Source organism: Streptomyces siamensis (assembly GCF_039543605.1).
Taxonomy (GTDB): Bacteria; Actinomycetota; Actinomycetes; order Streptomycetales; family Streptomycetaceae; genus Streptomyces; species Streptomyces siamensis.
In genome coordinates this window covers 197,179-220,153 of sequence record NZ_BAABKB010000004.1, presented here as the reverse complement: position 1 = coordinate 220,153, position 22,975 = coordinate 197,179, and the positions used below count along the sequence as shown (strand labels likewise).

The following is a 22,975-nucleotide window of genomic DNA, read 5'->3' as shown; positions in this document are numbered from 1 at the left end:
GTTCCAGACGCGGGGTGTCGCAGGTTAAGGTCTCGTGCGAGAGATCTTGTACGGAGGTGCCCGGAATGGACAACAGCGAGCCCGCCCGGCGGGGCCGCCCCCCGGGCATTCGGGCTGTCAAGGGTGAACTGACCGCCCGCCAGCAGGCCATCGTCGACTTCATCACGACGACGGTCCAGCAGCAGGGTTACCCGCCGTCGATGCGGGAGATCGGCAAGGCCGTACGGCTCGCCAGCACCTCCTCCGTCGCCCACCAGCTGATGACGCTGGAGCGCAAGGGCCTCCTGTACCGCGACCCGCACCGTCCCCGCGCCTACCGGGTGCGTTCCCCCTGGTCGCCCGACCTCGGCGAACGGGGCGAACCGCCCGTGCAGGTGCCGCTCGTCGGACGGATCGCCGCCGGTGCGCCCCTGCTCGCCGAGGAATCCGTGGAGGACGTCTACTCGCTGCCCCGCCAGATCGTCGGTGACGGCGACCTGTTCGCCCTCACGGTGTCCGGCGACAGCATGATCGAGGCGGCGATCTGCGACGGCGACATCGTGACCGTGCGGCGGCAGGACAGCGCCGACCACGGTGACATCGTCGCCGCGCTCCTGGAGGACGAGGCCACGGTCAAGCAACTGCGACGCCAGGACGGCGAGGTCTGGCTGATGCCGCGCAACCCCGCCTACGACCCGATCCCCGGCGACGGGGTGCAGATCCTGGGCAAGGTCGTCGGAGTCCTGCGCCTGCTCTGAGACGTCCGGCCCTGGATCCGGAGCCGGACGCCGTCGCGGTGGACCGCCTAGACGGCCCGCGCGACGAGGAGGGCGACGTCGTCGTGGTCCTCGGGGTGGCGCAGGCCGTACAGCAGACGGTCGCAGGTCTCCTCCAGAGGCCGGCCGGGGTCGTCGAGGAAGCTCAGCATGGTGTTGAGCCGGTCGTCGATGGAGTGGTGCCGGGTCTCCACGAGGCCGTCGGTGTACAGGACGAGCAGATCTCCGGGTGCGAGTTCGGTCGTGGTCGTCTCGAAGGGGATGCCGCCGACGCCCAGCGGGGCCCCGGCGGGCAGGTCGAGCAGCTCGGGCGGGCGGCCGGGGCGGGCTATCGCCGGCGGCATGTGTCCGGCGTTGGAGATGTGGCACTGCCCGCTGCGAGGGTCGTAGACCGCGTACAGGCACGTGACGATGTAGTGCTCCAGATCGCAGGTGATCTTGTCCATGTGCTGGAGCACCGTCTCGGGTACCAGGTCGAGGTCCGCGTACGCGCAGGTGGCGGTGCGCAGCCGGCCCATGGTGGCGGCGGCGTCGATCCCGTTGCCCATGACGTCGCCGACGACGAGCGCGGTCTTGTCGTCGGTCAGCGGGATGACGTCGTACCAGTCTCCGCCGACCTCGCTCGTGGCCTGGGCCGGGTGGTAGCGGGAGGCGAGTTCCAGACCGGTCCGGTTCGGCGGGTGGTCGGGCAGCAGGCTGCGCTGGAGCGTGAGAGCCGTGTTGCGCACGCTCTGGAACCAGCGCGCGTTGTCGATGGCCACGGCGGCGCGGCTCGCGAGCTCACCGGCCAGGACGACGTCGTCCTGGTCGAAGGGCACCGGGTTGCGCGTCCGCTTGAGATCGAGGGCACCGAGTACTTCGCCATGGGCGATCAACGGCACCGCGAGATACGAGTGGACGCCGGCACGCGCCAGGATCGCGGTGGCCTCCGCGTCGCGGGCGATGCGCCGCAGGTCGTGGTCGCCGACGTGGCGCACCAGGACGGGGCGGCCCGTGTGCACGCACAGGGTGACGAGACGGTCGCCGTCGTAGGCCGCGAGGTCGCCGGGCGGATCGGCGGCGCGCAGGGCCGCCGTCGGGTGCGCCGCCTTGAGAGCCAGGGCACGGAAGAGCTCCGGGCCGTTGTCCGGAGCGCGGGTACGACGGCAGGCGAGGGCGGAGTCGAGGATGTCCACGGCGACGACGTCGGCGAGTTCGGGCGTGACGACCTCGGCCAGTTCGTGGGCGGTCTGCTCGACGTCCAGCGTGGTGCCGACGCGGGTGGACGCGGCGGCGATGAGGGCCAGGCGCCTCCGGGCCCGGTCGGCCTCGGTGGCCGCACGGTGCCGTTCGGTGACGTCGACGACCGAGGCGGCCGCGCCCAGGATCCGGCCTCCGGGGTCCTCCAGCCGGTAGAAGGAGAGGGACCAGGCCCGGTCGTGCTCGGGATCGGACGGCGGACGCGCCACGTGGTACTGGTCGAGCAGCGGCGTGCCGGTGGTCAGCACCTGCTGCAGGGCCGACTCGATCGTGTCGACATCGGGGAAGGGGAGGGTCTCCCTCAGGTGACGGCCGATGTGGTCCTCCGCGGGTATGCCGTCGATGCGCTCCAGCGCGGGATTGACGAGGAGGTAACGCAGATCGGGGTCCATGAGGGCCAGGCCGATGGGGGACTGGTTGATCAGCCGCTCGCACAGCGCCAGGTCGGTCTCGACGCGCTGGAGCAGGGTGTGGTCGGCCGCGATGCCCAGCGCGTACACGTCTCCCAGGTCGTCCAGCAGTCGCATGTTGCGGAACTCCATCACGCGAGTGCTGCCGTCCTTGTGCAGGATGGGGAAGGCCCCGGCCCAGCTCCGGCCGGTCTCCAGCACCTCCGCGAACAGGCCGAGTACGGCCTCCAGATGCTCCGGGCCGATCATCAACCGGGCCGCGTACTCGCCCAGGGCCTCCTGCGCGGTGTAGCCGAAGAGCTCCTCTGCCTGCGGGGTCCAGAACACGATGCGCCCGCTCGCGTCGAGCACCACAGCGGCCACGCTGAGCACGTCCAGCAAACCGGTCGGCCGGGGCGGCACGGGGCCGGCTCCGTCGCCGAGTGTCGGTTGGCGGGATTCGGCTGTCATCGCAGATCCTCCTCCGCCGGCCAGGAGGACATGCCTCCCGAGCGGGTACCGCTCCACGCCTGGGGTCCGAGGACCCGCACTCCCATCATGACCGCCCCTGCCCCGGCCTGCCCAACCCGGCGCAAGCCGGGCCGCAGGACCCGGGCAGGTCGGTTCCCTGACGACCGGGTACCCCCGAATGCCGTGGCGACCCTCGGGCTCCGGTGGCGCCGCCCGTCCCGCGCACCCGGCGGCGTGGCGTCCGGTCCCGTCCGGGCCGGTTCGCGGAGTATGGCTTCTGCGCCGGGCCATTCGTCGAGAGCGCCGTCGCATCGCGGACAGCGGACCGCAGGCTACAGACAGTGGACTGGAGGCAGACGTGACGGTGAGCCGTATCGGCCTGGTCGTGCACGGAGGGCGCGAGGAAGCCGTACGGGCGGCGGACTCGGTCCGGACCTGGTGTGCCGCGCGGGCGGTGCAGTGCACGGACATCGACGTGTGGAACGAAGGCGAACGGCACAGCGCGAGCGACGAGGTCGAATCAGCCGGCGATCCCGACCTCATCGTGACCCTCGGCGGCGACGGGACGTTCCTGCGAGGCGCCCGGCTGGCCGCCGAGCACGACGCCCTGGTCCTCGGCGTCGACTTCGGCCGGGTCGGCTTCCTGACGGAGGTGCCCGTGACGATGATGCACTCGGCCCTGGACGCCGTGCGCGAGGGCCGCATCACCGTCGAGCACCGCATGATGCTCACCATGCGGTCCTCGTGTCCCCTGAAAGTGCCCGAGGACATGGAGGCACTGGTCCGCTACGGCCGCGGTCCGCTGCTGCCGCCGCCACGGGTGCGCGCCGACTGCACGTCCGGCGGCGAGTGGGGTATCGCGCTGCACGTCACCGCGCTCAACGACGTGGTCCTGGAGAAGCTGTCCAGGGACCGGCAGGTGTCCGTGGGGGTGTATCTGGCCGGGCGGCTTCTGGCGGCCTACTCCGCCGACGCCCTGCTCGTCGCCACCCCGACGGGATCGACCGCGTACAGCTTCGCCGCCGGGGGTCCCGTCGTGTCGCCCCGGGCGGAAGGTCTCGTCTTCACACCGGTCGCCCCGCACATGGCCTTCAACAGGTCGGTGGTCGCCGCACCGGACGAACCCATCGGCCTGCGGGTGCTCGAACGGTCGGGTCAGGCCGCCGTCAGCGTCGACGGCCAACTGCGCGGAGTGCTCGACCCGGGCGACTGGATCGGCGTGTACGCGGCCCCCCGCCCCCTGCGGGCGGTCCGTCTCGGGCCCATGGACTTCTACGGCCGGCTGCGCGAACGCATGAGGCTCACCGACGCGCCGGCGGCGGTGGCCGACGGATGCGCGGTCCCTCTCTGGCCCGCCACGACTCCGCCGCCGCAGGATCTGGCCCATCTGGCGCTTCCGGCGACACCGGGCAGCGGGGCCGGCGCCCACTGAAGCAGGCATGACTCGGCCGGCCCGAGGAACGCGGCCCCCGGATCCGTGGCCGGATCCGGGGGCGGGGCGGGCCGGGGACTGCGAGACGTCAGCTGTCGTGCAGTGCCTTGCGCAGCGCGTCGACGGCGAGGTGCCGGGCGACGTTGGCGGCACGGGTGTCGCGCAGGCTGTCCAGCAGCATGAAGTCGTGCACCATGCCCGCCACGCGGACGGCGGTGACGTCGACACCGGCCTCGCGGAGCTTGTTGGCGTACTGCTCGCCCTCGTCGCGCAGGACGTCCGCCTCGTCGGTGATGACGAGGGTCGTGGGCAGGCCCCTGAGCTGGTCCAGGCCTGCCTGCAGCGGCGAGGCGTGCACCTCCGTCCGCTGCGAGGGCTCGGAGTACTGGTCCCAGAACCACTTCATGCCGTCGCGGGTCAGGTAGTAGCCCTCGGCGAACTGGTGGTAGGACGGCGTGTCGAAGTCGGCGTTGGTGACGGGGTAGAGCAGGACCTGCGCCTTCAGGTCGAGTCCGCCGCGCTCCTTGTTCATGAGGGCGAAGACGGCCGACATGCAGCCGCCGACCGACTCGCCGGTCACGACCACGCGGCTGGTGTCCAGGCCGTGTTCGGCGCCGTGCTCGGCGACCCACTGGCCGACCGCGTAGTTCTGTTCGACCTGGGTCGGGTACTTCGCCTCGGGAGCGCGGTCGTAGACGGGGAAGACACCCGCGGCCCCGGCTCCCACGGTCAGCTCGCGGAAGAGACGGTCGTGCGTCGTGTCGTCGCCGAAGACCCAGCCGGCGCCGTGGATGTAGAAGACCACGGGCAGCGGGCCGGTGGCACCCTTCGGCCTGATGATCCGGGTGCGGACCTGCCCCCACTTCCCGGCGTCGACGGTCACCCACTCCTCGTCGACCTCCGGCCGTTCGACGCCCTCGCCGCTCTGCAGGCTCACCAGGATGTCGCGGCCCTTCTCCGGCGGTACCTCGTAGATGCGCGGATGCGGGTCGGTGGCCTCGGTCAGCTCCTTCGCGGCGGGTTCGAGGTAGGGCGTGACGGGAGGGGGAATGTCGGACATGGATCCTCCGGTTCGGACGGGTACCGGCCTGTGCGGGTGCATGCGCCTGTGGCCCCGAGCGCGCTGTGTCCGACTCAAGGCGTATCCGTCCGGTGCGGCAACCGGGCGACCGGTCCCGGCTCGGTCCCGTGGGTGCGCGCATCCGCCCTTCGGGTGAATCCGGTCCGGCCTCGATGCGGTGCGGTGGGATGCGCCTCGACGGGCTGGCCGGCGAGCGCCGGCCCCCGGGCCAGGGACGCCGTCGAGTCACCGGCCAGGGCCTCGTCGCGCCATCGGAACGGTGTGGAGCGGGCGTCAGGGCAGGATCGAGTCGACGTAGCCGCCGTCCGCCCGCAACGCGCCGCCGGTGGTCGCGGAGGCCTGTGGAGAGCTGAGGTAGACCACCATGTTCGCGATCTCCTCGGGCTCGATGAGGCGCTGGACGAGCGACTGAGGACGGTACTTGATCATGAACTCGTGCTGGGCCTCGTCCCACGGCAGGTCACGTGACACCAGCTGGTACACGAAGTCCTCGACACCCGCGGTGTGCGTGGGACCGGCGATGACCGAATTGACGGTGACGCCCGTCCCGGCGGCGTCCTTCGCGAAGCCGCGGGTGAGCGCGAGCAGCGACGTCTTCGTCATCCCGTAGTGGATCATCTCCGCGGGGATCACGATGGCCGAGTCGCTCGCGATGGACTGGATCCGCCCCCAGCCGCGCTCCTTCATGCCGGGCAGGTAGGCGCGGATGAGCCGGGCGGCGGAGAGCACGTTCACCTCGAAGTAGCGCCGCCACTCGGCGTCCTCGATCTCCAGGGGCGGGGTGGCGCCGAAGATGCCCAGATTGTTGACCAGGACGTCCACCGCGGGCAGGACGTCCAGGACTCCTCTGGTCCCTTCCTCGCTCGCCAGGTCGCCCGGGGCCGCGACGAGCCCGTCGCTGCCGGTCTCCCCGCGCAGCCGCTCCACCGCCTCGTCGACCGACTCGCTGCGCCTGCCGTTGACGGCCACCCGGGCTCCGGCCCGGGCGAGGCCGGCGGCGATGGCGTAGCCGATGCCCTGCGTGGAACCGGTGACGAGCGCGGTGCGGCCCGAAAGATCGATGTGCACGGTGCGATGTCCTCCTCGGGGACGGGCGGTGGCGGCTGCCGATCCGACGGACCCGGCGCGATGTGACGCGACCTTGTCCTCGCGTCGCGCCCGGGGAGTCCGCAGGGATCATCCTGGGCGACGGCGCCGAGGTCTCGGACGATGCGCGGGTCGGGGCGTGTCGCGCGGCGGCGTGCGCCTTCGGCCGCCAGGCTCTGCGAGGCGCGGCCGGGGCGTGCGCGCCACGCGCGGCTGCGGCGGGCCGGCTTCGAGGCGCCCGGCACCATAGGGGCTCGTCCATCACGATTGGGCTGCGGAGGCATCACAGGCTGGTGCCCGGCAGTGGTCCGTCGGCGTGATCCGTCGTTGGCCCGGCGTGAGTGCTGTGAGGGACGATGGCGCAAGGGCGGTCTTCGCCGAACTGACGGGTGCCTACTGGCTGGACGACGCGGGCGACGACTGCCGCTGGTGCCGTGAACTGCTCCGGTTGCAGGGCGGGAAGCGTCAACCAGCGGCGGACGAGGGCCGTGAGGCCGCCGACTGGCTGACGCGATTGCGTAGGGCGGTGCTGCCGGTCGCCGTGCTCACGGTCGCGGCGGCACTGCTGGTGGGCACGCTCACCTGACGTCCTCCTCGGCGCCCGGTGCCTCTCTGCCGTACGGGGTGTCCCGGGCCGTCACTTCCCACCGGTCGGTCGGTCGAACGTGTGATGTTCGAGCGGGCGTCCGTTGGACACTATGAGACGCGTAGGCCGCGCTGGGAGCGGCGGGGCGGGACGACCCGGCAACACCGGGTGCGCGCCTCGGACCGAAGTGATGGGGGCAGGGCAATGGGGGGTCCGCAGGGCGTGGACACGACCGGTCAGGGGGACGAGGACAGACCACCGGGCGACCTCGGTGTCCTCCTCGACGCGCTCGGCTCAGGTGCCTACGTGGTCGACGAGCAGGGGCGCTTCGTGGCCGTCAACGCGCGCGCCGAGGAACTGCTGAGGCGCTCCGCCGCGGACCTGGTCGGCCGCGACGCGCACGATCTGCTGCACCGCACCAGCAAGGGTGAGGAACTGCCCCGGACCCGGTGCGGCATGCGCCAGGCGTTCCTGGCCGGCCGCACGGCCCAGGCGGACCTGGACTGGTTCGAGCGCGGAGACGGCTCCCTGCTGCCGGTGTCGTGGCTCATCACGCGTTACGACCTCGGCGGGCCGGCGCCGGCCACGCTGGTGGTCTTCCACCCTCCGGCGGAGCCCGGTGCGCCGGAGGCGGTGCCTCCCAAGCCGGCGCTCGAGCCCCTCACGGATCTGGACCGGCTGTCCCTGCTGGCCAGGGCCACCACCCAACTGACCTCCACCCTGGACGTCGACGAGGGGCTGCGGCGGCTGGTGGCCCTGGTGGTGCCACGGCTCGCGGACTGGGCGGTCGTCGATCTGATCACCGACCGGAACGCGGTGTGGCGCACGGCGGTGGTGCACGCGGTGGACGGAGCCCTCGTGAACCGGCGCGACCTGGAGGGCGCCATGCCGCAGGTCTCCGAGGACTCCTCCATGCCCTTGTCGCGGGCGTTGCGGGGCGTCGCGTCCGCCCTGGTGAGCCCGCAGACCTATCACGGCCCGCCCGACTCCGGCATCGCCGTCGAACAGCGCCGGCTGTTCGAGGCGACCGGCATGCACTCGGCGGTCATCGCTCCGATACGGGGCCTGCGCGAGGTGCTGGGCGCCCTGACGCTCGGCCGTTCCCAGCGGCCCGACCCGTTCACCGCGGCCGATCTGCCGCTGCTGGAGGACATCACGCGCAGGGCGGGCCTCGCCCTGGACAACGCGCGCCTGTACGAGCAGCAGCGCAAGGTCGCCGAGACCATGCAGCGGCATCTGCTGCCCCAACTGCCGCGCGTACCGCAGTTGGAGATGGCCGCCAGATACCTGCCCTCCTCCGACGCGGCACAGGTCGGCGGGGACTGGTACGACGCCTTTGCGCTGACGGACGGTGTGCTCGCGCTGGCCATCGGGGACGTCGTGGGGCACGACCTGGAGGCCGCGGCGGGCATGGCCCAGCTGCGCAGCATGCTGCGTGCCTACGCGTGGTCCCAGCAGGAACCGCCGAGCCTCGTCGTCGAACGGCTCGACCGGGCGGCCGTCCATGTCGCCGAGGTCCCGGTCGCCACCATGCTCTTCGGCCGGCTGGCGGCCGACGACGGCGACGGCGGCTGGCAGCTGACCTGGACCAACGCGGGGCACCCGCCCCCGCTGCTGGTCACCCCGGACGGGATTGCGCGCTATCTCACCGACGGGCACGGCATTCTGCTGGGCACCGCGGCCGACCGGCCGCGCACCGACGCCACGGAGTCGCTCCCGCCCGGATCGACGCTCGTGCTGTACACCGACGGTCTGATCGAGTCTCCGGGCCGCTCGCTCGACGAGGGCCTGGACCGGCTGTGCCGGCACGCGGCCGACCTGGTCCACCGCGACCTGGAGTCCTTCACGGACCAGCTGCTGGAGCGGGCCCGGCCGGCCGACAACGAGGACGACGTGGCGCTGCTCGCCCTGCGGACGCCTGCGCTCCGCCGATCCACCGCCCCGCCGCCGTGACGCGGTACGCGGTCGTGGACCACGGCGTCGCCGCCGGACGAGGGCACGTACGGGCACGTAAGGGGGCCGGAGTCCGTGCATGTCCCATCCAAGTGCCTGGGCCGTAGGAGTATCACGTGTGTCACGGGGTAAGCGCGCGCGTATGAACGGGGTATTGAAGACCATCAGCAGGGAACCTGTCCCGCCCGAGGAGGGGTCCCGGATGCCGGATGCACCTGCCGAGGTGACCGTGGCCCTCGACGGCGCCGACGGCTGCATCGCCATGGCGCGCCACCAGGTGTCCGAGTTCCTGACACGGGCGCAGTCCGAGTACGGGCTGCCGGTGTCGGCCCGCGCCCTCGACTTCGCGCAGTTGGTGGTCAGCGAACTGGTCACCAACTCGCTGAAGTACGCGCCCGGACCGGTGCTGGTTCAGCTGCGCATCATCGGAAGCGCCGTGGAGATCTCGGTCTGGGACACCGACCCGGTGCTGCCGGTGGCACGGGCGGCGGACGCCGGGCGGGTGGGGCAGCACGGCCTGGAGATCGTGATGGCGGTGGTGCAGGGCTTCGAGGCGCGGCGGGAGCCCGTCGGCAAGTGCATCACCGCCAGGATCGCGCTGTTCGACGGGCTGCTGATCGAGGGCCTCGACGGGTGAGCGGCACGACGGCCGTACCGGCCCGCTCGTCCTGACCGGCCCCGGTACGGGGACCGAGGTCCGCGCGTCGGCCTTCGCGACGGCGGAACCCGAGCGGCGGAATTCCGCCGCCCGTCGCAGGCGCACCGTGAGACCCCCGCGCGACCACCACCAGCCGCCCGGCGCACTCGCGCGCGGCCGTCCCGCTCCACCGCGGTACTCGGGGCACGGGCGCGCGTGGCCGACCGTGCCGTGCCGCGGCGGCGGTGAAACAGGTGTGCTCGCCGCCGCCGGGCCGTGACGGTACCGGGAACACGCACGCGCATGGCCTTGTGGCCGTGCCGCGCTACCGGGAGCGTCGTAGCGTCTGAGGCAGGCACCCATCAGGTACGACGGCGCAGAGGGGAGCGGGCCGATGTCAGACGCGGTCGACACCCCTGCGCGGTTCGGGGGCGACGAAGACGTGGCGCGCGGCGCGGATCGTCGGGTCGCCGATCTGCCCGACAGCACCGGAACCTCACGTCGAACCGGTGCGCCCGCCCCTCCGCGCCCGTGGCCGGGCTCGGTCGCCGGGACGGCCGCGGCGCCGTGACCGACAAGCCCGATGCTGCGTACACGGTGTCCGTCGAGTTCTACGACCTGCTGCAGGCCGAGAGGGACCGCCGTCAGGCGAAACGGCGCTTCACCCAGGCCGCCCGCCGGGCCTGCCGCGGGATCCTGGACATCGGGGCCGGCACGGGCATCGTCACCGAAGTCCTGCTCGCCGAGTCCGCGGCCCCCGTCCACGTGATCGAACCGGCGCCCGCGATGCGGGCGGCGCTGCTGACGCGGCTGGCGCACCTCGGGGCCGACCGGCGGGCTCGTGTCATCGTGCACCCCGAACCCGTGCAGGAAGCGGGCCTGGACGACGCGGTGGACCTGGCGGTCGCTTCCAATGTCGTCGCCTGCCTCGATCCGGTCACACGACGCAACGCCTGGAAGGCCGTCGCCTCGGCGCTCGTCCCCGGCGGCCTGCTGCTCTTCGACCCTCCTCCCGCCGCCATGCCCGCCGGACCCCGGACGGTCGGGCGGCTCGGCCCGGCACGTGTCGGGCCCGACACCTACAGTGCCGAACTCATGAGCACGCCCTGCCACGAGACCTTGCGCATCACGTTCACCTACCGCGTGGAGAGGGACGGTCTCCTCCTGCGCGAGGAGCGCGAGGTGTTCGACACCTGGCCCGCCCCACCGTCGGTGATCGTCGCCGAACTCCGGGGAGCCGGACTGGATGTCGTGCGGGCCCCGTGCGTGGACCTCATGGCCGCGCGCCGCCCCGGCGCCTGAGAGCTCTCCGCTCACGCGACGGACCGAGGGGACCTGGCCGTGATCCAACGAGCGGAGCCCCTGCGCAGGGCGTTTAATGGTTGGCCTGAAGGGGACCCGACGGTCTCTCGACAGTGGAAGTGGAAGGAAGATGTTTGCTGTGGCCGTCTACGGCACGGATCGAAGTGTCCGCCGAGCCGAAACGGGCTGGTCGAAGGCCCGTCGGCTGAACGGGAAGCCCATACGTACCTGTGAGCCCGCCGTAGTGGAGCGCCAAGCGCCCGGCGGTACGCGCCCGGGTACGGAATCGAACATCGTGCGGGGTGAGGACTGACCGGTCGGCCTGCCGATCGCGGGCGCGGACCGTCAGCGAATCGGGGAAGAGGCTCGGGGACCGTACAGCGGCTCGGATGGGCGTCGCCCTCGTCGGGGCCATGACGCCACCCATGAATGGCTCGCCGACTGCTGCTCCGCCCCGGTGAGATCCACCTGCTGGGCCGTGAGGATGCGTGCGCCCCTGTCCAATGCGTCAACTTCGGCGCTGCCTCGGCGGGTTCGAGGCGCACTGACGGGTTCGAGGCGCACGGACGAGTTCGAGGCGCACGGAAGCGACGGCACGACCTCTCGCGGCGTACCCGGGGCCGCGGCCCGTCCGGGCTACGGCCCGGCCGTCGGCTTCTGGCTGATGGCCGTCGTCAAATGCGTGACCAGGGGGTTCCGGTCGGCGCTCCGCCAGGCGACGGCGACGCGTGTACGGGCGGTGCCTGGGTGCGTGCTGCGGAAGGCGACCCCCTTGAGGCGGATGCGTCGGATGCTCGCCGGGGCCAGGGAGACGCCCAGGCCTGCTTCGACCAGGGCGCACACGGTCTGCCACTCCACGGCGTGCTGGGCGATCCTGGGGGTGAAGCCCGCCTCGGTGCAGAGTCCGGTGATCCGGTCGTAGAGCCGAGGGCCGACCGCTCGGGGGAGGAGCACGAAGGGGTCGTCCGCCAACTGTGCGGGATCCACGGTTCGTTGGGCGGCCAGTCGATGAGTGGACGGCAGTACGGCCACGAAGGGCTCGCTGAGTACGGTCCGGAAGCTGAGTTCCGTCTCGTCGTCCGGGGGTTCGCGCAGCAGGCCGATGTCGAGGACCTTGTCGTGCAGGGCGGTGAGCTGTGGCGCGGTGGTCATCTCGTGGATGTCCAGGTGTACGTCGGGGAACTGCTGCCGGAACGTGCGCAGCAGGCCCGGCAGTACGGTCAGGGCCAGCGACGCCGCGAACCCGATCCGCAGGCGGCCGGCCCGGCCGCTGCCGACGGCCCGCGCCGCGGCCAGTCCGTCGGAGAGTTCGGTGAGGGCCCCTCGCGCGGCGGGCAACAGTTCCCGGCCTGCCGGTGTGAGGGCGACGCGTCCGGGGGTACGGCTGAACAGCGCGTGGCCGACCTTGTCCTCCAGCCGGCGGATCTGCTGGCTCAGCGGCGGCTGGGCGATGCCGAGGCGGGCGGCCGCGTGGCCGAAGTGGAGCTCCTCCGCGAGCACGACGAACGCGTGCAGCTGAGGCAAGGGGATTTCGGGACGGTCCATACGCCTAGTGATATCAGCTGAGTCCTCCAGCCGTATTGGACGTATCGGTGCGGAGTGCTTAGCGTTCGGCGCATGACAGAGCGGCACGCGATCCTCAGTGGCTCGACGTTCGAGGAGCAGATCGGCTATGCCCGCGCCGTGGTCGACGGCGACTGGGTCCATGTGTCCGGGACGACCGGGTTCGACTACGCCACCATGACGATCTCCGACGACGTGGTGGAACAGGCCGAGCAGTGCCTGCGGAACATCGAAGCAGCACTGGCCGGGGCGACGTGCACGTTCGCCGATGTGGTGAGGGTGCGTTACCTGCTGCCCGACCGTGCGGACTTCGAGCCCTGCTGGCCGGTCCTGCGACGCCGCTTCGGTGCGGTCAGGCCGGCCGCGACGATGCTCGTGTGCGGCCTGGCCGACCCCCGTATGAAGATCGAGATCGAGGTGTACGCCCGACGGGCTTCCGGATAGCGGCCGCACGGTCCGGTTCGAGGAGCCGGGCTCGCGCCCGACGCAGGCGGAACGTGGTCACCGGACCTTCACACACACCGGTAGTTGGCCGGTGGAGAAGGGGGCACCCGATGGATCTGCCGTCGGTCGGGAGGGGACCTTGTGGTGATAGCCGTAGCGCTTCTGGTGCTTCCGGTACTGGGACTTCTGCTGTACGGGATGGACCGCGTCGAGGACCGAATGCTCGGCGGTCCGCCGACGCCCCGGCACGCCAGGCGCCGTCATCTGCGTGTGGTCCCTGACGCGGACGATTCCGTACCGGTCCACGGGCGGCCCCGGGGTCGCGAACGACACCGTGCCGCCTGATCCTCCCGAACTGTCGCTCCCCCTGCGTGCTTTGTGAGTGGCGGGGCGGAACAGGCGGACAGTCGGGGCCGGTTCGGCGCTCACCTGCGGTTCACCGGGGAGCGGGACCTCAGGACTCCTCTTCTTCCTCGTCCTCGTACTCGGTCTCGTCCTCCGGGTATTCGTCCTCGTCCTCCTCTTCCTCCTCGCCCTCCTCTTCCTCTTCCTCGGGCTCCTCCTCGTACTCGCCTTCGGCTTCCTCCTGTTCCTCCTCGGGCTCTTCCTCGTCGTACTCCGCTTCCTCCTCCTCGACGGCCTCCTCGTGGGTGCGCACCACCTCGCCGTCGCGGATCTCGCCGCGCCAGCCGTCCGGCTCCTCGTCGGAGAGGGTGACGTAGCGCTGGAAGTGCTTGGCGTCCAGCCTCAGTCGACGGCCCTGGGCGCGCCAGATGTTCCCCGTCTTCTCGAAGAAGCCGGAGGGGTAGTACTCGACGACGATCACGATGTGGGTGAGTGTGGGCGTCACTTCGTGGAAGGTGACGCAGCCACGCGTGCTGCCCTTGGAACCCTCGGAGGTCCACATGATCCGCTCGTCCGGGATCTGTTCCTGGACGGTGGCCTTCCAGGATCTGGTGGAGGGCCCGACCTTGACCTTCCAGTCGCTGCTCGTCTCGTCCCCCTTGGACGCGCTGCGCACACCCTTGGTGAAGGAGCTGAACTTCTCGAACTGGGTCCAGTGGTCGTAGGCGACGCGTATCGGGACGCCGACGTCCAAGTGCTCGATGATGTTGGTGACTTTGCTGGTGCCGGACTTGCGGCCCTTGCCTCCGCCGAACAGGCCGGAGACCTTCTCGGTCACCGATCCCTTGATGCTCTTGGCCTTCTCGCCGATCAGGGCCTTGATGGGGGAATCGCCCTGGAGGACCCGCATGCCGACCTTGGGAAGGGTTCCACCGCTGTCGGCCACGTCCATCAACTGGTCGGTGATGTCACCTACTTTGTCGCCCGCCACATCCGCGAGATGCTCCACCTGGGCGCCTAGGTAGTCCTTGAGCTCGTCGCGCAACCGGTCGAGGCCGGAAGGCTCGTCCCGCTCGGTGTCCTGCGCCGTCCTGGCCATGGCCTACCTCCGCCGTGATGGAGCCTTCTTGGCGGTCTTCTTCGCCGCGCTCTTCCTGGGGGCGGTCTTCTTCGCCGTCGTCTTCTTCGCCGCGGTCTTCTTGGCTGCCGTCTTCTTGGCCGCGGTCTTCTTCGCCGCGGTCTTCTTGGCCGGCTGCGTCTTCTTGGCCGGCTGTGCCTTCTTGGCCGCCGGCCGCTTCGTGGCGGTCTTACGGGCCGGCGCCTTGCGGGGCGCGGACCGCTTGGCGGTGCGGCGACGCGTGGGCCTCTCGGACTCCCGCTTCTCCTCTGCCGGTTCGGAACGGCGGGTGGGGCGTTTGCGTTTCGGCGCGGCCTTCCTGGCCGTTCGCGGTTCCTCCTCGGGCTCCTCTTCCTCTCCTTCCTCCTCTCCCTCTTCCTCGTACTCGGGCTCCTCTTCTTCCTCCTCTTCCTCTTCTTCCTCCGGCTCCTCCTCTTCTTCTTCCTCCTCCGGTTCGTACTCCTCTTCCTCCGCTCGGCCGTCGTCGGTCCCGATGCGCGCGGTTCGTTCGTGCAGGGCGTCCGCCAGGTCCGCGAGCTTGCGGTCGGCCGCCGCGGCCAGTGCCTGGCGTCCCGCGTCCTTGAGTTCGCCACGCATCTGCTCGTTCAGGTCGGCGACTTGCGGCAGTTCCTGGAGCCTGCGCAGGCCTTCCGTGAGCAGTTGTTGCGGTTCGAGTCCGAAGCGACGGCCTGCGATGAAGGTGGCCATCGCGAAGGCGAGTCGCCCCTTCTTGGCTCGGCCGAGGACGTAGCCGCCGGCGACGGCGGCAGCGAGAGCGATCTTCGTCGAATCGTTCATCGGTCATTCCCTCCGGAGAGCCGCCGCGTGGGCGCACGCCGACGGACGGCCTCAAGCGGCCCATCGCAGCTCACCTTTTTGGGGCTATATACTCAAATAGTACGTTTTGTATGCCGGGAAGTGCCGCCCCAGTGACGGAGTACCGAAGATGGCCGCGTCGGAGAAGGACGGCACCGGGAGCGGGCGACGACCCTCCCGCGGTGGCGCCACGCGTCGCACGAGCGGCGGTGGAGCCCGGAAGCCGGGCAAGCGCACGGCGGCATGGGCGATGCGATCCGCGGCGGGCCAACTGGCAGAACTGCTCGGGCGCGTTCCCGAATCGGTGTCGGCGATCAAACGGACCGAGGACGGGTGGGAGGCGGATGTCGAGGTACTCGAACTGGAGCGGGTCCCCGAGACCACCAGCGTGATCGGCACGTACCACGTGACACTCGATGACGAGGGAGACCTGGTGGCCTACGAGCGGACCCGCCGTTATACGCGCGGCCAGATCGACCGGCGCGGCTGATACGCACGAGGGGGAGGCGAAGGGAGGCGCCATGACCGTGGTGCCGCAGGGCGGAGGCAGTGTCTCGCGGGGGAGTACCGGGACCCTGTACGACGTCCTGGAGCTGATTCTCGACCGCGGCCTCGTCATCGACGTCTTCGTACGCGTGTCCCTGGTCGGCATCGAGATACTCAAGATCGATGCGCGCATCGTCGTCGCCAGCGTCGACACGTATCTGCGCTTCGCCGAGGCCTGCAACCGCCTCGACCTGGAGTCCGGCAGCAAGCAGCCCTCCAAGCTCACCGACCTGGTCGGTGAGGTCACCGAGGGCGGGGCGAAAGGCAAGTCCAAGGGTGCCCTGACCGGTGCCGTCGAAGCCGTGCGGGAGTCCCTGACCGGCCGCGACGACGAAGGTGACGAGGACGAGGAGTACGAGGAGGACGCCGAAGGCGAGGAGGAAGCGGAGTACGAGGAGGAGCCGCGGCAGAAGCGGCGCCGGCCGGCCCGGCGGACCGCGCGGCGGGAGAGGGAGTGAGCATGGGCGTCTACGTCTACTCCATCACCTCGAAGGATCACCCGCTGCCCCTCGACGACGTCTCCGGTGTCGGCGATCCCCCTTGCCGGCTGCGCACGGTGACGGCCGGGGACCTGTGCGCGGTCGTGAGCGACGCTCCCGAGGACCTGCGTCCCCGGCGGCGCGACGTCATGGCGCATCAGGGGGTCCAGGAGCGGCTGATGGCCGACGGGGCGATCCTGCCCCTGCGATTCGGCTTCACGGCCGACGACGACCAGGTGGTGCGGGAAGTCCTGGAGGAACGGGCGGAGGAGTACCGCGAACGGCTCGGACGCCTGGACGGCGGAAGCGAGTACCACCTGAGGGCATCCTGGGACGAAGACGCTCTGCTGCGCCGGATCCTCGCGGAGTCGGACGAGGCCCGGACCTTGAACCAGCAGATCCGTGACGGCGCGGGCACCCCCGCCATGTCCATCGCGCTCGGCGAACTGATCGCGCAGGACGTCCAGACGCAGCAGGAGGCGCTCGCCGCGGGCATCGTCGAGGCGTTGCGCCCGTACGCACGCGAAGAAAGCGTGTCGCCCCCGGGCGGCCAGGACTTTCTGAACGTCTCCTTCCTGGTGGCCGAGGACAAGGAGGAGATGTTCCTGGCCACGGAGATCAGTCTGGCCAACCAACTGGGCGAGGAGTGCGAGTTCCGGCTGCACGGACCACTGCCGCCCTACAGCTTCGTCTGATCCGAGAGGTGCTGCTCATGGGCCTGCTGAGTCAGATTCTCACCCTGCCGCTGGCGCCCGTGCGGGGCGTGGGCTGGGTCGTCGACCGCGTCGTGGAGGCGGCCGAGCAGGAGTACTACGACCCGGAGCCCGTGCAGCGTGCACTCGCCGACCTGGAGAAGGACCTGCTCGAAGGCCGCATCGACCAGCAGACCTTCGAGGAGCGGGAGGACGAGCTCCTCGACCGGCTGGACGAGATCGCGGCCTACCGGCGAGGCGAGACAGCCCCCTGAACGGGAGACGAGGTGACCGCATGTCGGAGACCCCTGCCGGCCGACTGAGCTCGTACCCGTCCCGGGCGGGGGCGCCGTACGGCTACGGCCAGGGCTCCTCCGCGAACCTGGCCGACATCCTCGAACGCGTCCTCGACAAGGGGATCGTCATCGCGGGCGACATCCGGATCAACCTCCTCGACATCGAGCTGCTCACCATCAAGCTCCGGCTGATCGTCGCCTCCGTCGACAAGGCCCGGGAAATGGGCATCGACTGGTGGGAACACGATCCGTCCCTGTCCTCCCGCGCGGACGGCGAAAGGTCGCTGGCGGAGGAGAACCGGCGACTGCGAGCGGAGATCGAGGCGCTCAAGGAGAAGCGGGAGCTGCCTCCCGAGGAGGACACGAAGACCGCCCCCAAGCGTCGCAGTTCCAGACCGTCCACCGTACGGCGCGAGAGGGCGGACGATGGCTGAGCAGGTCACCTACGCCTACGCGGTGCTGCGCGAGGCCCCCGGGCTCGCGTCGGCCCTGACGGAGGTGGAGGGCGTGGCACGGGCCCCGGTTCGCCTCGTGACCGCGGGCACCGGAGCGGAAGAACTCGCGGCCGCGGTGAGCCCGGTGCCGGCCCCCGACTTCCAGGAGAGCGCCCTCAGACGCCATCTGGAGGACCTGGAGTGGCTGGAAGCGGTCGCGCGCGCCCACCACACCGTCATCGAGGTGCTGGCCGCGCACACCACCGTGCTGCCCCTCCGCCTCGCCACGGTGTACCTCGACGACGAACGCGTACGGGCGATGCTGCGACAGGACGCCGCGACGTTCTCCCAGGCCCTCGACCGGTTGTCGGGGCATCTGGAATGGGGCGTCAAGATCTACGTCGAGGCGCCGTCCGACACCGCGGTACCCGACGCCGCGGGCGCGCCCGAGGCGGCCGAGGGCCTCAGCCCGGGACGGGCCTACCTGCGCGCCCGCCGTGCGCAGCGGCATTCGATGGACGAACGTCACGAAGCCGCCCGGCGGGCCGCCGAGCGCGTCGAGGCGATCGGGCGGGCCGTGGCCGCCGGTCACGCCCGGCACCGCGTACAGCAGGGCGAACTCGCCGCGAGCACCGGGGAGAACGTCGTCAACGACGCCTATCTCGTCGCACGCGGGACGGCGGAGGACTTCCGGCAGCAGATCCTCGACGCCGCGGAGGGACTGTCCGGCATACGCATCGAGGTCACCGGGCCCTGGGCCCCGTACTCCTTCGCCGCCCCTGAGCGCGAGGAGAACCCCGCACCGGAGCGGGCGCCGTGAACCCGGTGCAGCGGGCTCCTTCGGACGAGCCTCTGGCGCAGCGCCAGGTGGCCCTCATCGACCTGCTCGACCGCCTGCTGAGCGGCGGTGTGGTGCTCACCGGTGATGTGGTGCTGTCCATCGCCGACATCGACCTCGTCCGCATCTCGCTGCGTGCGCTGATCGTCTCCGTGAGCGCCCAGAACCCGTCTCCGTGGGACGTGGCCGCACGTCCCGAGGCCGGGCCGTGACAGGCGCGGACGACGGCCGTCCGCCCGACCGGCTCGGGGAGATCACCGACGCGGCCGAGCGGGCCTTCCGCCTGCTGCCCGCGGTACCGGACGACATCGCACGGACCCGTCGGCAGGGACCTCCTCGCCCGGCCCGCCGGATCAGCGCCGATCCCGACACCGTCGAGCGTGATCTGGTCAGGCTCGTCCTCACGCTCGTCGAACTGCTGCGACAGCTCATGGAGCGGCAGGCACTGCACCGGGTCGACCGCGGGGACCTCACCGAGGAGGAAGAGGAACGGCTGGGGGCCACCCTCATGATCCTCCACGACCGCATGAACGAGTTGTGCGCCAGTTACGGCCTGACCATGGACGACCTCAATCTGGACCTCGGCCCCCTCGGCACGCTCCTGCCGCCGGGCCCCTCCGACTGACCCCCGGCAGGGCGGGACCGCCGTGGCGACGCCGGTCGCGGCCGCCGCGCCGGCGCCGGCGATCGAAGCGGTGCGGAGACGGCCGCGATTCCACGGACACGTCGCATCGCGTCGCCCGACGGATTCGACGGCGTGCCCGCACATGTGTGACCGCGTCCGGTCGACGTCATGAAAGTGCCTTCGTGCAAGGCGGTCTGCGCAGGGAAGACCCCGATTCATCCGTTGCCGCGGGTAGTTCGGATTGCCCCGGAAGAGACATTCATCCGATCGGGGAGTCCACCAATCCACTTGCGGTCCCGGACCGGATTCCCCACGTGAGGGACGACGAGAAGAAGACACGCAGCCGACACCGGCGGACAGGGACGGTGCTGGGCGCACTGAGTGGCGCACTGGCCGGTTTCGCCTCGCTCGGTGTCGCCGAATCGGTCTCGGCCGCGGTGCGGCCTCAGGCGTCGCCAATCGTCGCCGTCGGCGGTGCGGCCATCGACCGCACGCCCGCCCCCGTAAAGGACTGGGCCATCCGCCATTTCGGCACCGGCGACAAGGTCGTCCTGCAGGCCGGCATTCTCGTGGTTCTGGCGCTGTTCGCCCTGGCACTGGGCGTTCTCGCCGTGCATCGCCGGCGCACCGGCGCCGCCGGAGTACTGGTCCTCGGCGGGGTGGGCGCGGTCGCGGCGACCGGCCGTCCGGACTCGACCGGTCTCGGCGACGCCCTTCCGTCACTCACAGGCGCGGTGGCCGGCGCCCTGCTCCTGTACGTGCTCGCCGGCCGTCTCGGGCAGGCGGACCGGCGCACCGACGACGTGGGCCGAACCGGTGCCGCCGGCTCACCGGCCGGAGACGAGCCGTCGGGTGAGGACTGGGACCGCCGCGGCTTCGTCGTCGCCGCGACCGCTGCCGCCGCCGCGTCCACCGGAGCGGGTGTCCTCGGGCGCACCCTGAACGGACGGCGTGGCCGCGACGCCCTGGCGTCCCGGCAGCGGGTGGTCCTCCCCGCCCCCGGGTCCCCGGCCTCGGCGGTGCCCAAGGGCGCCCAGGTTCGCGTGGCGGGTGTGAGTCCCTTCGTGACGCCGAACCGGGACTTCTACCGGGTGGACACCGCGTTGGTGGTGCCGAAGGTGGACGCGGGGGCCTGGCGACTGCGCATCCACGGCAGAGGTGTACGACGGCCCGTCACGCTCTCCTTCGACGACCTGCTGCGCCGCGAACTGGTCGAGCGGGACATCACGTTGACCTGTGTGTCCAACGAGGTCGGCGGGCCGTACGTGGGCAACGCCCGCTGGACCGGGGTGCGTCTGGCCGGCCTGTTGGCGGAGTGCGGGGTGCGGGCGCCGTCCGACGGTGGCCCGGCGGACCAGTTGGTGGCCCGGTCCGTGGACGGCATGACGATCGGCAGCCCCGTCGAGGACGTGATGGACGGCCGGGACGCCCTGCTCGCTCTCGGCATGAACGGACAGCCACTGCCCTTCGAACACGGCTTCCCCGTGCGGATGGTGGTGCCCGGCCTGTACGGCTACGTGTCGGCCTGCAAGTGGATCGAGGACATCGAGCTCACCACGTTCGACGCCTACGACCCGTACTGGGTCCGGCGCGACTGGGCGCGGCAGGCGCCGGTCAAGACGCAGTCGCGCATCGACACGCCGAAGCCGTTCGCCCGGCCCGAGGCGGGCACGGTGATGGTCGCCGGGGTCGCCTGGGCACAGCACCGCGGCATCGACAAGGTCGAGGTCCGTGTCGACGACGGACCCTGGCAGACCGCCACGCTCGCGGCCGAGGATTCCCGCGACACCTGGCGGCAGTGGTCGTTCGCCTGGACGGCCACCAAGGGCGGCCACACCCTCACGGTGCGCGCCACCGACCGCACCGGTGCGGTGCAGACCGACGAGCGCACCCGCACCGCCCCCGACGGAGCCAGTGGATGGCACTCCACGGTGGTGACCGTCGACTGACCCACCGATGACCTTCTTCCGCACCGTTCCAGCGGCAGTCGCCGCGTCGATCAACAGGAGAGATCTGATGAACACCCGTATCCGTCGTACCGCTGTCACCCTGGCCGCAGCCGCTGTGCTGCCCCTGGCCCTGTCCGCCTGTTCCGACAACGACAGCGACTCCGCCAAGTCGGACTCAGCTGCCAAGTCCTCCGCGTCCGCCTCGGACGACGGCATGGCCGGCGCCCCGAGCAGCCCGGCGACGAAGGACGAGCCGTTCGGACCGGCGTGTTCGTCGGTGCCGAGGAGCGGCGCGGGTTCCTTCGACGGAATGGCGAAGGATCCGGTGGCCACGGCGGCGTCCAACAACCCGGCGCTGTCCACCCTGGTGTCGGCCGTGAAGAAGGCGGGTCTGGTCGACACGCTCAACAACGCAGAGAACATCACGGTGTTCGCGCCGACGAACGACGCGTTCGCCAAGATCCCGAAGGCCACGCTCGACAAGGTCCTCGGCGACAAGGCGCAGTTGACGAAGATCCTCACCTACCACGTCGTCGGCCGGAAGCTGGCTCCGAAGGACCTGGAGAACGGTTCGTTCGACACGCTGGAGAAGTCGAAGCTCATGACGTCCGGTTCGGGAGAGGCCTACACGGTGAACGACTCCGCCAAGGTGGTCTGCGGCAACGTCAAGACGGCCAACGCCGACGTGTACATCATCGACACCGTCCTGATGCCCAAGAGCTGACGTGTGAGGGCCGGGGACGGACGAGAGCGGGCGACGTGTGACGGGGCGGGTCGGGGCGGCCGGGACGAACCGGCCGCCCCGACCCACCCGTGGTCGGACAGGCCTGCCTGCGTCGCAGACATCCCGGCACACCGCCCCACCGCCACTTCGGGCCCATACCTCGACCCCATGTCCTTCGGGTGCCGGCGTCGTGGTCACGACGCCGACGTACGTCCGCGTGGCCGGCGTCCGGGGCGGGGGCTCGGCGGGGGGCCGGGTGGGTTCCAGGAGCGGAGCTTGTCCGGGTTGAGGGTGACCCACACCTGCACGACGTGACGGACGGTGACGTCGAGGCCGATGACCGCGGCCACCTGGTGGCCGTAGCGCACCACCAGTCCGGTCCTGCCGTTGACGGACTGGGCGCGAAGTGTGGTGGGCGCGTGTCCGGAGAGCAGTGTCAGCAGGGTGCGGGCGACCCGTTCACTGCCGTGCACCGGCTCGACCAGAGCGCGGATCTTGCCGCCGCCGTCGAAGTAGGCCGTGACATCGCAGGCCAGCAAGGAGGCCAGACCGGCCGCGTCCCGGGCCGCACACGCCTGCCGGACGGCACGGACGACGGCATCGTGCTGCTGCGGCGTCGTGGGCTCCAGGCGCCGTCTGCGGAGGCTGTGGCGCGCGTGGTCGGCCGGCTCGCCGGGCCCCGCCTCGACTTGCCACACGATGTCCCCTCCGGCCCGGGCCTCCCCCCGGACGGGCAGCGCCAGCCGGGCCAGGCAGATGCCGCCCGCGACGTTCGTGAGCCAGGAGCCGGGTGCCTCGATACGTGCCCGCACCGGACCGGACAGCTCGTACCACCGTCGATAGGTCTCGTCGACGACGCTGTCGAGCTCGCTGCCGCTGCCCAGCATCCCGCGGACGAGAGCCAACAGAGCTCTCCGCTCGTCGAGCAGTTCCGTGATCGGTGTCGCCTCATCGGAATGCCACATACGGCATCCCTCCCTTCGCGCGGCACCATGCGGCACAGCCGCGCGTCGATCGCCCCGGCGCGGTTCACGAGGGCCGGACCGGGTCCGGCGCCTCGTCGGTGGGATACGTCCCGGAGGACGACCTCCCTGCTCCCTCAGTGCGTTCAACCATTCAGACCGGACAGCAACGCCGTTTGTGACATCGGCCGATCACGCGTCCCAGCGCCCGCGG

General features: G+C 71.1%; 24 protein-coding genes. 17 read left to right on the top strand and 7 right to left on the bottom strand.

The genetic code is table 11. From position 1 onward, the window contains the following. Positions 1-65: 65 nt before the first annotated feature. Positions 66-737 carry a transcriptional repressor LexA gene (lexA, locus tag ABEB03_RS11045; protein WP_345645472.1) on the top strand — a complete coding sequence of 224 codons (672 nt, stop codon included), beginning with the start codon at positions 66-68 and terminating at the stop codon, positions 735-737. A 47-nt stretch (positions 738-784) separates the two neighbouring features. On the opposite strand, the gene ABEB03_RS11040 is transcribed toward lexA, so the two are convergent. Next, complete coding sequence (locus ABEB03_RS11040; RefSeq protein ID WP_345645467.1) at positions 785-2,854, bottom strand: SpoIIE family protein phosphatase; 2,070 nt, start codon at positions 2,852-2,854, stop codon at positions 785-787. Positions 2,855-3,212: 358 nt separating this feature from the next. Between ABEB03_RS11040 and ABEB03_RS11035 the strand changes: the two genes are divergently transcribed. After that, complete coding sequence (locus ABEB03_RS11035) at positions 3,213-4,286, top strand: NAD(+)/NADH kinase (protein WP_345645462.1); 1,074 nt, start codon at positions 3,213-3,215, stop codon at positions 4,284-4,286. Positions 4,287-4,374: 88 nt separating this feature from the next. On the opposite strand, the gene ABEB03_RS11030 is transcribed toward ABEB03_RS11035, so the two are convergent. Both ABEB03_RS11030 and ABEB03_RS11025 read right to left on the bottom strand, forming a co-directional pair. After that, complete coding sequence (locus tag ABEB03_RS11030) at positions 4,375-5,346, bottom strand: alpha/beta hydrolase (RefSeq protein ID WP_345645459.1); 972 nt, start codon at positions 5,344-5,346, stop codon at positions 4,375-4,377. A gap of 294 nt (positions 5,347-5,640) precedes the next feature. Continuing rightward, positions 5,641-6,435 (bottom strand): SDR family NAD(P)-dependent oxidoreductase, encoded by a 795-nt coding sequence (locus ABEB03_RS11025; protein WP_345645456.1) that lies wholly within the window; start codon positions 6,433-6,435, stop codon positions 5,641-5,643. 364 nt (positions 6,436-6,799) lie between these two features. On the opposite strand from ABEB03_RS11025, the gene ABEB03_RS11020 reads away from it, so the two are divergent. From ABEB03_RS11020 to ABEB03_RS11005, 4 genes are all read left to right on the top strand, one after another. Next, positions 6,800-7,039 (top strand): hypothetical protein, encoded by a 240-nt coding sequence (locus tag ABEB03_RS11020; RefSeq protein WP_345645453.1) that lies wholly within the window; start codon positions 6,800-6,802, stop codon positions 7,037-7,039. A 204-nt stretch (positions 7,040-7,243) separates the two neighbouring features. Next, positions 7,244-8,992, top strand: coding sequence for a SpoIIE family protein phosphatase (locus ABEB03_RS11015; RefSeq protein WP_345645450.1), 1,749 nt, complete (start codon positions 7,244-7,246; stop codon positions 8,990-8,992). A 202-nt stretch (positions 8,993-9,194) separates the two neighbouring features. After that, positions 9,195-9,629, top strand: a complete 435-nt coding sequence (locus ABEB03_RS11010) for an ATP-binding protein (protein ID WP_345645447.1) — start codon at positions 9,195-9,197, stop codon at positions 9,627-9,629. 567 nt (positions 9,630-10,196) lie between these two features. After that, complete coding sequence (locus tag ABEB03_RS11005; RefSeq protein WP_345645444.1) at positions 10,197-10,931, top strand: class I SAM-dependent methyltransferase; 735 nt, start codon at positions 10,197-10,199, stop codon at positions 10,929-10,931. 636 nt (positions 10,932-11,567) lie between these two features. Here ABEB03_RS11005 and ABEB03_RS11000 read toward each other — a convergent pair. Continuing rightward, complete coding sequence (locus ABEB03_RS11000) at positions 11,568-12,476, bottom strand: LysR family transcriptional regulator (RefSeq protein WP_345645440.1); 909 nt, start codon at positions 12,474-12,476, stop codon at positions 11,568-11,570. Positions 12,477-12,548: 72 nt separating this feature from the next. Here ABEB03_RS11000 and ABEB03_RS10995 point away from each other — a divergent pair, with 72 nt between their 5' ends. Continuing rightward, complete coding sequence (locus tag ABEB03_RS10995; protein WP_345645435.1) at positions 12,549-12,938, top strand: RidA family protein; 390 nt, start codon at positions 12,549-12,551, stop codon at positions 12,936-12,938. A 454-nt stretch (positions 12,939-13,392) separates the two neighbouring features. On the opposite strand, the gene ABEB03_RS10990 is transcribed toward ABEB03_RS10995, so the two are convergent. Both ABEB03_RS10990 and ABEB03_RS10985 read right to left on the bottom strand, forming a co-directional pair. Next, positions 13,393-14,382 carry an SRPBCC family protein gene (locus ABEB03_RS10990; RefSeq protein ID WP_345645429.1) on the bottom strand — a complete coding sequence of 330 codons (990 nt, stop codon included), beginning with the start codon at positions 14,380-14,382 and terminating at the stop codon, positions 13,393-13,395. 3 nt (positions 14,383-14,385) lie between these two features. After that, positions 14,386-15,198 (bottom strand): histone protein, encoded by an 813-nt coding sequence (locus tag ABEB03_RS10985; RefSeq protein WP_345645426.1) that lies wholly within the window; start codon positions 15,196-15,198, stop codon positions 14,386-14,388. A 148-nt stretch (positions 15,199-15,346) separates the two neighbouring features. Here ABEB03_RS10985 and ABEB03_RS10980 point away from each other — a divergent pair, with 148 nt between their 5' ends. The 10 genes from ABEB03_RS10980 (at position 15,347) to ABEB03_RS10935 (ending at position 21,799) form a co-directional block, all read left to right on the top strand. Beyond that, positions 15,347-15,706: a gas vesicle protein GvpO gene (locus ABEB03_RS10980; RefSeq protein ID WP_345645423.1), complete on the top strand. Its 360-nt coding sequence runs from the start codon at positions 15,347-15,349 to the stop codon at positions 15,704-15,706. Positions 15,707-15,737: 31 nt separating this feature from the next. After that, positions 15,738-16,220, top strand: a complete 483-nt coding sequence (locus ABEB03_RS10975; protein WP_345645420.1) for a gas vesicle structural protein GvpA — start codon at positions 15,738-15,740, stop codon at positions 16,218-16,220. 2 nt (positions 16,221-16,222) lie between these two features. Next, positions 16,223-16,936, top strand: coding sequence for a GvpL/GvpF family gas vesicle protein (locus tag ABEB03_RS10970; protein ID WP_345645417.1), 714 nt, complete (start codon positions 16,223-16,225; stop codon positions 16,934-16,936). A 17-nt stretch (positions 16,937-16,953) separates the two neighbouring features. Further along, positions 16,954-17,208: a gas vesicle protein GvpG gene (locus tag ABEB03_RS10965; protein ID WP_345645414.1), complete on the top strand. Its 255-nt coding sequence runs from the start codon at positions 16,954-16,956 to the stop codon at positions 17,206-17,208. Between the two features lie 20 nt (positions 17,209-17,228). Next, the gene (locus tag ABEB03_RS10960) at positions 17,229-17,663 is read left to right on the top strand and encodes a gas vesicle protein (protein WP_345645411.1); all 435 of its coding nucleotides are present in this window, start codon (positions 17,229-17,231) and stop codon (positions 17,661-17,663) included. Continuing rightward, complete coding sequence (locus ABEB03_RS10955) at positions 17,656-18,483, top strand: GvpL/GvpF family gas vesicle protein (RefSeq protein WP_345645408.1); 828 nt, start codon at positions 17,656-17,658, stop codon at positions 18,481-18,483. The genes ABEB03_RS10960 and ABEB03_RS10955 overlap by 8 nt, the downstream gene beginning before the upstream one ends. Next, complete coding sequence (locus ABEB03_RS10950; protein ID WP_345645405.1) at positions 18,480-18,713, top strand: gas vesicle protein; 234 nt, start codon at positions 18,480-18,482, stop codon at positions 18,711-18,713. The genes ABEB03_RS10955 and ABEB03_RS10950 overlap by 4 nt, the downstream gene beginning before the upstream one ends. After that, positions 18,710-19,126, top strand: a complete 417-nt coding sequence (locus ABEB03_RS10945; RefSeq protein WP_345645402.1) for a gas vesicle protein K — start codon at positions 18,710-18,712, stop codon at positions 19,124-19,126. Before ABEB03_RS10950 ends, ABEB03_RS10945 begins: the two co-directional genes overlap by 4 nt. 314 nt (positions 19,127-19,440) lie before the next feature. Then, positions 19,441-21,075, top strand: coding sequence for a molybdopterin-dependent oxidoreductase (locus tag ABEB03_RS10940; protein ID WP_345645397.1), 1,635 nt, complete (start codon positions 19,441-19,443; stop codon positions 21,073-21,075). Between the two features lie 67 nt (positions 21,076-21,142). Then, a complete protein-coding gene (locus ABEB03_RS10935; RefSeq protein ID WP_345645394.1) occupies positions 21,143-21,799 on the top strand; it encodes a fasciclin domain-containing protein in 657 nt (218 codons plus the stop codon). Positions 21,800-21,993: 194 nt separating this feature from the next. On the opposite strand, the gene ABEB03_RS10930 is transcribed toward ABEB03_RS10935, so the two are convergent. Then, entirely contained in the window at positions 21,994-22,764 is a 771-nt protein-coding gene (locus ABEB03_RS10930; RefSeq protein WP_345645391.1) for a sigma-70 family RNA polymerase sigma factor family protein, read from the bottom strand. Positions 22,765-22,975: the final 211 nt, after the last annotated feature.